Genomic DNA, 12,487 nt, shown 5'->3' with positions numbered 1-12,487 from the left:
CTTAGAGTAAGAGTTTAGTGAGCAAAAAGTCAGCTGTGAGAATCCCAATACAGCTGTTTGTAACGGCGGCTGTACTTGCTTGACCAACCTCTAAAGCACCGCCACTAGTGAAATAGCCTTTATATGCAGAAATAGCAGCTACGACCAAGGCGAAAGTAAATGACTTGGTTAACGCAAAGAATACATTGTACTCCACAAATTCATATCGAATCCCATAGATGTATTCATAGCCCGTCAAAGTACCTGTCAATGTTCCAGCGAGATAGCCACCCAAAATGCAAAGGAAAGCAGACAGTACCACTAACATAGGATAGGTAAAGAAAGAGGCAATGATTTTAGGTAGCACCAGATACGAAGCAGAATTGATCCCCATGACCTCCAAGGCATCTATTTGCTCTGATATACGCATGGTGCCTAATTCGCCGGCAATATTGGACCCTACCTTACCAGCATAGACGATGGCCATTACCGTAGGGGCTAATTCTAAAATGGTCATATCTCGTACCACAAGTGATATGACATAATTCGGAATAAATGGACTGACCAGATTGTAGGCCGTTTGCAAGGTGGTCACTGCGCCAATAAAGATAGAAACTATCGAAACGATGAAGATTGAGTTGACTCCAATCTTCATGCATTCATCTATAGTTAATCGTACATAAGTGAGAAAACTTTCTCTCCTCACAAACATAGATCCGATAAATAGTATAAAGCGTCCTAGGCTAGCCATTTAGTTTTTCAATTTCGCCACCAAAATAACAATTTTAGACTACCTCTCAGAATTTAAAATCACTTTACCGACAATTATTTTTGTAAACCTTTAATTTGCTACCAACAATAAAAGAATAACTATGAATAAGACGATTGTGGTATCTGGTGGAACGAAAGGAATCGGTAGAGCCATTATTGAAAAATTTGTCTCTGAAGGATTTGATGTAGTGACATGCGCAAGAAATCAGAAGGATTTGGATGAATTGGCTCATTCAATTAGCCAGTCGCAAATCCATACATTTCGAGCGGATTTGTCCAAAATAGCAGACGTAAAAAAATTCGTTGAATTTGTGAACGCTTCTGTCGAGAGAGTAGACGTATTAGTGAACAATACGGGCACATTCATCCCGGGTGAAATTCATACGGAAGATGAAGGAGCTCTGGAGCTAATGATCAATACCAACTTATACAGTGCGTACCATTTATCAAGGGGACTTATCCCTAAAATGCTTGAGAATAAAAGTGGAGACATATTTAACATTTGTTCTGTTGCTGGATTAAAAGCGTATCCCAATGGCGGTTCTTATAGTATATCCAAATTTGCGATGCATGGTATGTCTTTAGGGTTACGAGAAGAGTTGAAACCCCACGGTATTCGTGTTACATCTGTACATCCTGGTGCCACGCTCACTGCTAGTTGGGAGGGAGTGGATTTACCTGAAGAGCGATTTATTAAATCATCGGATGTAGCTGATGCTATTTGGTCGGTGTACCAACTATCCAAAAATTCTGTCATTGAAGAATTAGTTATCCGTCCGCAGTTAGGGGATATCTAATCTTTTCCAGCGTTTAGAACTTTGGAAAAGCCTGTCCTCACTATTTTTGCATTATGTCTGATTCACATAAATATTGCCCTTCATTAATCGATTACAAAAGAAGGGAGACAATCGAAGTAAACATAGGAGGCGTACCCATGGGTGCAAATAATCCTATCCGTGTTCAATCCATGACCACAGTAGACACCATGGATACAGAAGGCTCTATAGAGCAGTCTATCCGCATGGTGGAATCAGGATGTGAATATGTAAGAATCACCGCACCTAGTATCAAGGAAGCACAAAACCTTGAAGAAATCAAAAGAGGACTTAGAGCCAAAGGATATCAGGTGCCTTTAGTGGCAGATATTCACTTTACACCTAATGCAGCAGAACTGGCGGCTAAAATCGTAGAAAAAGTTCGTGTGAACCCTGGCAACTATGCCGACAAAAAGAAATTTGAGGAGCTGGCTTATACAGATGAGACCTATGAGTTAGAACTTAAAAGAATCAGACAAAAATTTGAGCCATTGGTCAAGCTTTGCAAGGAACATGGTACGGCCATGCGAATAGGCACGAATCACGGCTCATTGTCAGATCGGATCATGGGTCGCTTTGGCGATACCCCGCTGGGTATGGTGGAGTCAGCTTTGGAATTCCTTCGCATCTGTGAAGATTTAGAATTCTATGACATCGTCATTTCTATGAAGGCCAGCAATACCCGAGTGATGGTACAAGCCTATCGGCTTTTGGTGCATAAATTGGAAGAAGAGGGTTTGAGGCCTTATCCCTTGCACTTGGGAGTGACTGAAGCAGGAGATGGTGAAGATGGAAGAATCAAATCTGCTGTTGGTATTGGCGCATTATTAGAAGACGGCTTGGGTGATACAGTTCGAGTTTCGCTTACCGAAGAACCAGAATTTGAAGCTCCAGTTGCTCAAGCATTGGTAGATCGATATTCAGATAGAGCAGGTCATGGGGCAATTGCTCCATTGGCGGAAAGCCCTGTAAATCCCTTCGTGTATGAAAGGAGAGTTACTCAGGAAGTTTTGAATCTTGGTGATCATAATGTACCCAGAGTCATTGCTGATTTCAGCAAAAAGGGAAAAATTGAGATCAAAGACCTGAAAGAAATTGGACATTTCTACTTGCCAGAGCCAGACAAGTGGCGCATGAATGACACTGGTGCGGATTATATCTATTCTGGTATTAATCCTATTGAATTCATGCTACCCAATGGATTGCAGGAGATTATAGACTATTCGGTTTGGAAAGATTTGTCCGATCAAAACAACAAATATCCACTGGTCACTATAGATGAATTGAGCACTGTGGATAAAGAACAGGTCACATTTGTATCTATGGAGGCCAATGAGTTAAATAAAATAGACCAATTACAAGGTCATACTCAGGCTATCATTCTGCTGCATACGGCCAATAAACATGCCATGGCCTCACTTCGCAGATTCGTTTTTGAATTGATTATTAAAGAATTAACCCTGCCCATAGTGATCAATTGGCATCAGGAGATTTCCGACAAGGAAGACTTTCAATTGGCTTCGGCTACTGATATTGGTGGCCTTTTGATCGATGGTTTGGGTGATGGTGTGATGCTAGCGGGCAATGGCAATAAAAAGGTAGAAAATGAGACGGCTTTTGGCATCCTTCAGGCTGCTAGAACTCGTATGACTAAGACGGAATATATCTCGTGTCCGTCATGCGGAAGAACTTTGTTCGATCTGCAAGAAACTACGGCCATGATTAGAAAAAGAACTGATCACCTCAAAGGAGTGAAGATTGGCATCATGGGTTGTATCGTCAATGGACCTGGCGAGATGGCAGATGCGGATTACGGATATGTTGGTTCAGGTAAAGACAAGATTACTTTATACCGTGGACAAGAAGTGGTGAAGCGTGCCGTGCATTCGGATTACGCAGTAGATGAATTGATTCAAATCATAAAAGACGACGGTAGCTGGGTGGAACCAGAAGCCATAGACGCAATCTTAAACTAATGGAAGAAAAGAAAGAAAAAAGTGGGTGGAAGGAGTTCTTCTCTTTAGGAGAAGTATTTGGATATTTTTTTAGAAAAAATGACCCCAATCAGAAAAAGGACCTCAATCTCCGTATGATGCACGGCATCAACAAATTTGCCATTATTGCGTTTCTCTTGGGTATGATTTATTTCATCATAAAGAAAACACTTTTGCAATAATGATCGATGTAGAAACCTACCGAGAATACTGCCTGTCTAAACCGGGCGTAACAGAGAGCTGTCCTTTTGGACCTGATACGCTAGTTTTCAAAGTCATGAACAAAATGTTTGCCCTAACTAACCTCGCTTCCTTCGAATTTATTAATCTCAAATGTGAGCCCGAACGAGCACAGGAACTCCGTGATCAGCACGAAGCCATTCGTCCCGGTTATCACATGAATAAGCAGCATTGGAATTCTGTCTATATGGATGGCACCTTACCTGATCAGTTGATTTACGAGTTGATTGACCATTCTTACGAATTGATTGTAGATAGCTTGCCAAAAAAACTGAAAGAGGAATGGAAAGACCTGAAGAGATAGTCGATGTAGAAATTTCCCTTTAATTCTACTTTACCCTATTGTTTACAAAAAGGTTATTACTTCTAACTCCTATACCATTTAAGCAAAGAATTACCGTTTATGTAAGGATTAATATTATTTCAGTGCTATCTTTTCTTTGAAGAATTAAAAAAAGATTAACCCATTCCATTCAATTTAATGTAGTAATGGAAAATAATTTCGTACCCTAACTTAAACTACATAGCATGAAAAAATTCACCTTACTATTACTCATTTTAATCCCTTTATTTTCTTATTCACAGACTATTTTCATCAATGAAATACACTACGATAATGACGGTGGTGATGTGAATGAAGGTATTGAAATAGCAGGGCCAGCTGGCACTGATTTAAGTTCCTTTTCTTTGATCTTGTACAACGGAAATGGAGGCGCAGTTTATAATACTGAGGCACTATCAGGAGTGATTCCTGATTTACAAAACGGATTTGGAACCGTATTCTTTTCAATCTTGGGATTACAAAATGGATCACCAGATGGTGTTGCATTCGTCGATGGTTCAAATCAAGTCATACAGTTCCTGAGTTACGAAGGAACAATAACAGGGGTAGGAGGGGCTGCTGATGGCCTTTTGAGCCAAGATTTAGGAGTAGCTGAATCCAGCACTACACCTGAAGGTCTTTCTCTTCAATTGGTAGGTGAGGGCACTACTTACTCGGATTTCACATGGGCAACTGAAGCTTCAAGTTCATATGATGCCATCAATCTGGGTCAGACCTTTGGAATGAGCGAGCCAACCATTTTCATTAATGAAATTCATTATGATAATGAAAGTGGAGACGTAAATGAAGGCATTGAAGTAGCAGGAACCGCTGGTACTGATTTAGCTGGATGGGCTTTGCTAATGTATAATGGTAGCAACGGCACTCTTTACAACACGGTTAATTTGTCTGGAGTTGTTCCTGATCAGGATTCAGGATATGGCACATTGTCTTTTTCTATTTCGGGCATCCAAAATGGGGCACCTGATGGGGTGGCTTTGGTCAATGCAGAAGATGAAATTATTCAATTTCTGAGTTATGAAGGAAATTTTGTGGCCGTCGGTGGTCTGGCAGATGGATTGGAAAGCGTAGATATTGGTATAAGCGAAACTGGTAGCACGTCAGCAGATTTTTCATTACAACTTACTGGCGAAGGTCAATCGTATGAGTCATTTACATGGATTGCTGAGGCGAGCACTTTTGGAGCCATCAATACTAGCCAATCTTTTGGTGAAGGAAATCCAGATCCAGATCCAGACCCTGAGCCAGTGTCAGGATTACTCTTTATCAATGAAATTCATTATGATAATGCAAGTACTGATAGCAATGAAGGTATTGAAGTGGCGGGAACCGCTGGTCTTGATCTTTCGGGTTGGACACTAATACTTTACAACGGAAACGGCGGTACAGCATACAATACAGTAAACTTGTCTGGTACTCTTCCAGAACAGCAAGCTGGATTTGGAACAGCTTTTTTTGCTATAAGCGGTCTCCAAAATGGCTCACCTGATGGTGTTGCATTGGCTGACCCTGACAATAATTTAATTCAATTTTTAAGTTATGAAGGTTCATTTACAGCCATAGGCGGTGCAGCAGATGGCATCCAAAGCGAAGATATTGGTGTAGAAGAAACAAGTTCCACAGCGATTGGGTTGTCATTGCAGTTAGAAGGAGCAGGTTCTTCTTACGAGGACTTTAGCTGGGCTGAGGTGACAACATCTACATACGATCTAGTGAATGTCAATCAAACTTTCGAATCACCTGTGCAGCACGTTTTTATTAATGAAATTCACTATGACAATGCCAGTACGGATTTAGGAGAAGGTGTTGAAGTTGCTGGAAATGCGGGCATAGACTTAGCGGGTTGGTCATTGGTTCTATACAATGGTAGCGGAGGAGCTCCTTATAACACAGTCGCTTTGAGCGGACTTATCCCCGATCAAGACAATGGATATGGCACGGTTTCTTATAGTATATCTGGAATTCAAAATGGAAGCCCAGATGGTGTTGCTTTGGTATCACCAGATAGTGTGGTGCAATTTCTTAGCTACGAAGGAACAATGTTAGCTGTAGGTGGTCCTGCGGATGGTCTACAAAGTGAAGAAATTTCACAAAGTGAAACAAGTAGTACACCAGAAGGACAGTCGCTACAATTGGTAGGAACTGGACAGGCTTATAGTGATTTTGAATGGGCTGCCCCTCAAAACAATACTTTTGGTCTAGTCAATACTTTACAAAGCTTTGGAGGACCAATTGTGGTGGAACCTCCAGTTTCTGATACAGTTACGGTAGCCCAAGCCAGACAGCTGCCACTGAATAGTGAAGTCGTGCTTCTTGCCGTTTTGACAGCCACTGATCATTTTGGTGGGCCATCTTATTTACAAGACGAAACAGCTGGTATTGCGTTATTTGACCCAATAGTTCAAGGAGAAGGATTATTTGACATCGGAGACCAAGTTTGGGTTTCTGCCGTTGTGGGTGAATATAGTGGCCAAATCCAACTCGTGAATGTGGAGAGTGTTGAATTGGTGAATTCGGGTGTTGAGATCATTCCTCCAGTCGTTACGTTAGACCAACTCGGTGATTATGAAGGTCAATTGGTGACTATCAGTGATTATACTTTCGATGTTTCTGAAGGGGTATTATTTCCGAATACCAACTATAATATTACGGATCTTACTGCTACAGCAGAAGTTAGAATTGACGGAAATACCGATTTGGTAGGCCGAAACCGACCAGAAATACCAACTACCATTACAGGAGTAGTAGGTAGGTACCAAACCTTTTTGCAGCTACTTCCTAGATTTATAGCTGATCTTCCTGGAAACACACCTTACGAATCAGGTGGATCAGATATACCTTATAATCAAACGCTGGATATCGCCACATGGAATATGGAATTTTTTGGAACTACGATCAGTGGATATGGACCTTCAGATGTGACTTTGCAGGCCAGCAATGCTGCAACAGTGCTTTCAGCATTGAATGCCGATATTATCGCAGTACAAGAGGTATCAAACGATGAACTTCTTCAGTCTATCGTGGATGGAATGACCAATTATCAATTGGTTTGTTCGGATGTTTATTCTTATTCTTTTGAGGAGCCAGATCCAAACAACCCTTTTCCTGCTCAAAAGCTTTGTTACATCTATGATACTTCAGTAGCAAACCTAGTTTCGGAACGAGCAGTGTTTGATGAGTTTTATACACAAGCCAGACAAGGAGAGATTACTGATCTGGATGATTATCCCACATCAAGTGGGGCGAGTTCTTTTTGGTCGAGTGGAAGATTGCCTTATCAATTGATCGCTGATGTGACCGTCATGGGTACGACTAAAAGAATCAATCTGATCAACCTTCACGCCAAATCAGGTTCTTCTTCAAGCGATTTAACTCGTAGAGCATATGACCTTGCCGTATTAAAGGATTCTCTGGATGCTGATTACTCATCTGATGCTGTTGTTATATTGGGTGATTACAACGATAATGTAACCACATCTATCGGTGGTGGCCCCTCTACCTATGAAGTCATTTTGAATGATACAGATAATTTTGACGCTATTACAAGGTCTTTAAGTGAAAGCTTCACGCCGACCTATATCGGTGGGTCTGGTAGCACGATTGACCATATCACGATCAGCAATGAGTTGTTTGAAGATGTGATAGAAGGATCTGAAGCCATTTATTTCCCTTTCAATAGTATTGAAAACTACGAAGGAACCACTTCTGATCACTTGCCAGTAGTGGCACGGTTCGACATTGTGCCTCCAGTTGAAGCTGAAATTACTGAAGAGCAAACGGTTTTCTTAGGCTACGGACCCATGGAGTCTACTCTGCTTACAGCGACCCCAATTGGAGGTGCAGCACCCTATACTTTTGCTTGGAGTAATGGAGAAAGCACAGCTACCATTACTATTGCTCCAGAAGAATCTACTACCTATTCAGTGATAATAACTGATGCCAATGGCGAATCTGTAGAAGCTTCATCCTTGGTGAATGTTGTTGATGTGTCCTGTGGTTCTTGGAGAGGTCATCGCAAAGTGCAGCTATGCTTTCGAGGAAATAGTTTGTGTGTGCCTGAACTCGTAGCGACTAAGTTGATCAGTAGAGGAGCCGTTTTAGGCGATTGCAACGAAGAAGAATCTATTCGTCTGTCTCATTTTGAAGTGTCTCCTAATCCATTTCGTGATCAGGTGAATTTGAGTCTAAAGAGCAATAAAGATGCTTCAGTTGGTGTGATAATAAAATCACTTTGGACTGGACGGACTGTTTATCAAGGTGATGAGGTGGTGATGTCAGGAGACAATGAGTTTAATATTGATCTAAGTGACGAGCGTTGTGGTTTTTATGTGTTGATTATTACGAATCAAGCCACCGGTCGAGTAGAAAAAATACTAAGACTCTACAAAAGATAATTTCTAATTAGAACTATAGTGTAAAGGTCTTGGTGAAAATTGCCAAGACCTTTTTTTATCTAAAAATATAGTTAGTTGGTTGAAAATGAGCAATGATTATTTGATGGGTTGGACTAAAAGAATAATTGATACGACTCTTTAATGATTTCTACAATCGACTGGTACAAAACTTCATATCAAAAAAAAATATTGATTAAATTAGTGTTCAACCAGTTAGAGAAAAGACCATGACAGTATTATACGTGGATGACGAGTCTATACCTCGCATCATATTCGAGAAAATATTTGATCCTAAGTATTCCATCATGATGGCCGATTCAGGTCAAGAAGGGCTGAAAAAGTTAACGCAAATCAAAGATGATTTTATTGTAATCATTAGCGACATGCGAATGCCTGGTATGGATGGTGTGGATTTTATCCAAGAAGCTAGGGCGAAATACAGTAACATCGAATGTTTTATCCTGACTTCTATGGATGACGAACCAAAGATCAAGCAGGCTATTGAAGACAGTTTGATCAGTAAAGTCTTTCACAAACCTTTGAATGCATCAGAAGTAGAAGCAGCTATCGAAGAGGCCGTGAGTCGGGTGGCTTGACAGGTTTTCGCTACCGACTCTCCACAAATTTCTTGAAATTCATTAACCAGCGCTTAATTGGTTTTTTGTAAATACTCGGAACCAATATGGCCATGAGTCGCGGCATCACCCAATTGATGCGAGTGTACTCGATGAAACTGGTGTACTGTGTTTGATTTTCGGAAATCGAGGTAAACGTGCACTTCATGGTATTGTCCATATGCGTATGGTGATAGTGAGCTTCAAAAGATCCAGGAAGATTGTTGGCTGTGATTGTCTCAGTCAATTCCATTTTTTGATTTCCATGCTCATAAAGCATTTTAGAAACTGCTCCATTTTCTCCAGCTACACCACTTATTAGTTCTTTGCTTACAAAGCCCTCTTGATATTCTTTGAGGCAAGCAGAATCTGCAAAATATTTAACTACCATATCCAGTGGTTTGTCTATGACTATTTGCGTTTCAATCTTCATCTTTAAAAACCAGTAGTTTATTTAAATTTAGCCCATATTAAAGCCATTACTTCGAGTAACCTCTTTAATTTTAGACAAAACCCAAAAAATGACATACAAATACTTAGCGCTTGGTGACTCTTATACCATTGGAGAAGCCGTAGCGGCAGACGAGCGATGGCCGCATATCCTACAAGGTCGATTAGTTGGTGATGGAATCAAAGTAGAATTACCCAAGATTATAGCTACCACTGGTTGGACCACGGATGAACTCCAAGCGGCTATTGACAAAGAAAACCCAGCTAAAAACTACGATTTGGTCTCGCTCTTGATAGGAGTGAACAACCAATATCGCGGCTATCCCATCGACCAATACAAAAAGGAATTTGAATCCTTGCTTCAGCAAGCCATAGCCTTTGCTAAAGGCAAATCCGAACGAACTTTTGTCTTGTCGATTCCTGACTACGGCGTAACACCATTCGCAGCATCTAAAGACCCAGCCAAAATCGCGAAAGAACTAGATCAATATAATGCCATAGCCAAGGCTATTTGTGAAAAATATCAGGTGGCTTTTGTAGACATCACACCTGGTAGCAGGCGAGCAGCAAGCGAACCATCATTGGTCGCAGAAGATGGTCTGCATCCCTCAGGCAAAATGTATAAAGAATGGGTGGATGTTGCCTATCCTGTGGTGAAATCCATGCTTTCTGAGTAAAATTGTACTATTTGGAGATAATATGTTGATATTAGATTTGAAGGCGTAATAGTCTTTCAAGAATACAAGAGATTAATTATATATATCAGGAAATATTATCCATTTTTGAGGGTTAGTGATTGTATCCACCTAATCCCTAATTGAATAAAATTTGTGAGGAGAACTAGTTTTCCTATATTGTTTGTGTTATGCCTTGTTTTTTACGCTTGTAAAGACAACGTGGTATGCCCTGCCTTTCAGAGTACCTATATTCTGGACGATTCCTTGCGCTTTGCTAAATACTCCTATTTTGCCAATGATAGCACACCGAAATTAGCTTTGGCTTCTCGACGAACTAAGTATGGCGTAAATAAGAAAACCAGCCTGTTTCGAAAAAATTATGAGCTGATGACTGCCCCAAAGAAAAATGTGCTGTCACCAATTCCTGAGGATACCACAGAGTTAATCATTGATCAGGGCGAATTCTTGGCAGAAGATTTCGTGGACACGGATACCTTAGGCGTAGATTCCTTGTCTACTGCTCCTTTGTTGGCGCAGGTAGAGGAGGACACTGTACCAAAAGGGCCTCGATATAAATATCGATATGAGGAAACTGCTGCGCACAATCAAGAGCAGGTATATTACAACAAATATTTTGGTGAGTTATTTATTGATAACCGTCCGCCTCCTTCTCCTGAGAAGTTGGAAGAAGAGCTAGCTCAAGAGTCGGATACGACCCAAGTGAAAAAGAAAGGCCTAGGAGGTTTGTTCAAAAAGAACAAAGATGAAAAACAAGCCGAACCCGAAAGTGCAACCGAAGAAACCGTTGTAGAGGAAGAAGGAGCACTTGAAGAAACGCAAGAAGTTCAAGAAGACATACCAGAAGAGCCTGAAGAAGATGGACAATAACCCATCTGATTTTCATTAATTTTCCATTCGTTTATTAATTATTTTCGTAGCGTATTTTATGCTAGATAATTCCATACCCTTAGCGGAAAAATTGAGACCCCAGACCCTGGATGAGCTGGTGGGTCAGGATCATTTGAAGAATATTCTGAATCGAGCCATTAATTCTGGAGCTGTACCTTCCATGATCTTGTGGGGACCTCCTGGTGTGGGTAAAACTACCATTGCTAATATCATTGCCAATTCAGCTAAAATGCCATTTTTCACTTTAAGTGCCATCAGTGCAGGAGTGAAAGACATTCGTGAAGTCATTCAAAAATCTAGATTAGGGTCAAAAGCAATTCTGTTCATTGATGAGATTCATAGATTCAATAAAGGGCAACAAGATGCACTCTTGGGTGCGGTTGAAAAAGGTCAGGTTTCACTGATTGGTGCTACTACGGAGAATCCAAGTTTTGAAGTTAATGCTGCATTGCTCTCGAGATGTCAGGTGTATACGCTCAATGCTTTAGCAAAAGAAAATTTGACCGAACTGATAGACAAAGCCCTCAATCATCCTGATATTTTCAAAGACAAGAAAGTAACCATCAAAGAAGATCAGGCTCTAATGCGATTGTCTGGCGGAGATGGTCGTAAGCTGCTCAATCTGCTGGAACTGGTGGTCGATTCCCTAGACAAGAAGGCAGTAGTTACCAATGAAGTGGTGACAGAGATTGCACAAAAGAAAGCCGCCATCTATGACAAGAGCGGCGAAATGCATTACGATATCATTTCTGCTTTTATCAAATCCATTCGAGGGAGTGACCCGAATGCAGCGGTTTATTATTTGGCAAGAATGATCGAAGGGGGAGAGGATGTAAAGTTTATCGCTAGACGATTATTGATATTGGCCTCAGAAGACATTGGCAATGCCAATCCTACGGCGCTGGTGATCGCCAACAATGCTTTTCAGGCAGTGAATGTGATTGGCTATCCAGAGTCTAGAATCATTCTCAGTCAGTGCGTGACGTATCTGGCTTGCTCTGCCAAAAGCAATGCTTCTTATATGGCCATCAACAAAGCACAACAGTTAGTACGTGAGACAGGTGATTTGTCTATTCCTTTAGGCATTCGTAATGCGCCAACCAAGCTCATGAAAGAAATTGGTTATGGAGAGGGCTACAAATATGCCCATGATCATGCGGGCAATTTCGTGGACTTCGAGTTTATGCCAGAGGAAGTGAAAGGAAAGACATTATTTAATCCTGGAAAAAATCCTCGTGAAGAAGAAATGAGAAAAAAGCTCAAGGCGCAGTGGAAAAGTAAGTATGGGTATTAGGTAAGAT

The 12,487-nt window shown here is 40.9% G+C and carries 11 protein-coding genes; 9 read left to right on the top strand and 2 right to left on the bottom strand.

Annotated features, from left to right (window positions below; genetic code table 11):
* Position 1 precedes the first annotated feature (1 nt).
* The gene (locus ABJH98_RS14505; protein ID WP_348308414.1) at positions 2–730 is read right to left on the bottom strand and encodes an ABC transporter permease; all 729 of its coding nucleotides are present in this window, start codon (positions 728–730) and stop codon (positions 2–4) included.
* A 121-nt stretch (positions 731–851) separates the two neighbouring features.
* Here ABJH98_RS14505 and ABJH98_RS14500 point away from each other — a divergent pair, with 121 nt between their 5' ends.
* The 6 genes from ABJH98_RS14500 (at position 852) to ABJH98_RS14475 (ending at position 9,132) form a co-directional block, all read left to right on the top strand.
* Entirely contained in the window at positions 852–1,547 is a 696-nt protein-coding gene (locus tag ABJH98_RS14500) for an SDR family oxidoreductase (protein ID WP_348308413.1), read from the top strand.
* Between the two features lie 53 nt (positions 1,548–1,600).
* Positions 1,601–3,541, top strand: coding sequence for a (E)-4-hydroxy-3-methylbut-2-enyl-diphosphate synthase (gene ispG, locus ABJH98_RS14495; RefSeq protein ID WP_348308412.1), 1,941 nt, complete (start codon positions 1,601–1,603; stop codon positions 3,539–3,541).
* Positions 3,541–3,741: a DUF6728 family protein gene (locus ABJH98_RS14490; protein ID WP_348308411.1), complete on the top strand. Its 201-nt coding sequence runs from the start codon at positions 3,541–3,543 to the stop codon at positions 3,739–3,741. The genes ispG and ABJH98_RS14490 overlap by 1 nt, the downstream gene beginning before the upstream one ends.
* Positions 3,741–4,103 carry an MmcQ/YjbR family DNA-binding protein gene (locus ABJH98_RS14485; protein ID WP_348308410.1) on the top strand — a complete coding sequence of 121 codons (363 nt, stop codon included), beginning with the start codon at positions 3,741–3,743 and terminating at the stop codon, positions 4,101–4,103. The genes ABJH98_RS14490 and ABJH98_RS14485 overlap by 1 nt, the downstream gene beginning before the upstream one ends.
* Before the next feature lie 224 nt (positions 4,104–4,327).
* Positions 4,328–8,536, top strand: coding sequence for a DUF5689 domain-containing protein (locus tag ABJH98_RS14480; protein WP_348308409.1), 4,209 nt, complete (start codon positions 4,328–4,330; stop codon positions 8,534–8,536).
* A gap of 227 nt (positions 8,537–8,763) precedes the next feature.
* The gene (locus ABJH98_RS14475; RefSeq protein WP_348308408.1) at positions 8,764–9,132 is read left to right on the top strand and encodes a response regulator; all 369 of its coding nucleotides are present in this window, start codon (positions 8,764–8,766) and stop codon (positions 9,130–9,132) included.
* Positions 9,133–9,142: 10 nt separating this feature from the next.
* Here the strand turns inward: ABJH98_RS14475 and ABJH98_RS14470 are convergent, their stop codons facing one another.
* Entirely contained in the window at positions 9,143–9,583 is a 441-nt protein-coding gene (locus tag ABJH98_RS14470; protein ID WP_348308407.1) for an SRPBCC family protein, read from the bottom strand.
* Positions 9,584–9,671: 88 nt separating this feature from the next.
* Here ABJH98_RS14470 and ABJH98_RS14465 point away from each other — a divergent pair, with 88 nt between their 5' ends.
* The 3 genes from ABJH98_RS14465 to ABJH98_RS14455 all read left to right on the top strand — a co-directional run bounded on the left by ABJH98_RS14465 (position 9,672) and on the right by ABJH98_RS14455 (position 12,480).
* The gene (locus ABJH98_RS14465; RefSeq protein ID WP_348308406.1) at positions 9,672–10,277 is read left to right on the top strand and encodes an SGNH/GDSL hydrolase family protein; all 606 of its coding nucleotides are present in this window, start codon (positions 9,672–9,674) and stop codon (positions 10,275–10,277) included.
* A gap of 153 nt (positions 10,278–10,430) precedes the next feature.
* Positions 10,431–11,165, top strand: a complete 735-nt coding sequence (locus ABJH98_RS14460) for a hypothetical protein (RefSeq protein ID WP_348308405.1) — start codon at positions 10,431–10,433, stop codon at positions 11,163–11,165.
* A gap of 58 nt (positions 11,166–11,223) precedes the next feature.
* Positions 11,224–12,480 carry a replication-associated recombination protein A gene (locus tag ABJH98_RS14455; protein WP_348308404.1) on the top strand — a complete coding sequence of 419 codons (1,257 nt, stop codon included), beginning with the start codon at positions 11,224–11,226 and terminating at the stop codon, positions 12,478–12,480.
* Positions 12,481–12,487: the final 7 nt, after the last annotated feature.

The sequence above is a fragment of the Reichenbachiella sp. genome (assembly GCF_039969095.1).
Classification (GTDB): Bacteria; Bacteroidota; Bacteroidia; order Cytophagales; family Cyclobacteriaceae; genus Reichenbachiella.
Note: the sequence above shows the minus strand (reverse complement) of the source record. Positions and strands in the feature narration are given on the sequence as shown.

Coding starts and splice junctions, on each gene's coding strand:
- ABJH98_RS14505 (WP_348308414.1), bottom strand. CDS start 730: ATGGCTAGCCTAGGACGCTTTATACTATTTATCGGATCTATGTTTGTG.
- ABJH98_RS14485 (WP_348308410.1), top strand. CDS start 3,741: ATGATCGATGTAGAAACCTACCGAGAATACTGCCTGTCTAAACCGGGC.
- ABJH98_RS14465 (WP_348308406.1), top strand. CDS start 9,672: ATGACATACAAATACTTAGCGCTTGGTGACTCTTATACCATTGGAGAA.
- ABJH98_RS14470 (WP_348308407.1), bottom strand. CDS start 9,583: ATGAAGATTGAAACGCAAATAGTCATAGACAAACCACTGGATATGGTA.
- ABJH98_RS14500 (WP_348308413.1), top strand. CDS start 852: ATGAATAAGACGATTGTGGTATCTGGTGGAACGAAAGGAATCGGTAGA.
- ABJH98_RS14455 (WP_348308404.1), top strand. CDS start 11,224: ATGCTAGATAATTCCATACCCTTAGCGGAAAAATTGAGACCCCAGACC.
- ABJH98_RS14490 (WP_348308411.1), top strand. CDS start 3,541: ATGGAAGAAAAGAAAGAAAAAAGTGGGTGGAAGGAGTTCTTCTCTTTA.
- ABJH98_RS14480 (WP_348308409.1), top strand. CDS start 4,328: ATGAAAAAATTCACCTTACTATTACTCATTTTAATCCCTTTATTTTCT.
- ABJH98_RS14475 (WP_348308408.1), top strand. CDS start 8,764: ATGACAGTATTATACGTGGATGACGAGTCTATACCTCGCATCATATTC.
- ispG (WP_348308412.1), top strand. CDS start 1,601: ATGTCTGATTCACATAAATATTGCCCTTCATTAATCGATTACAAAAGA.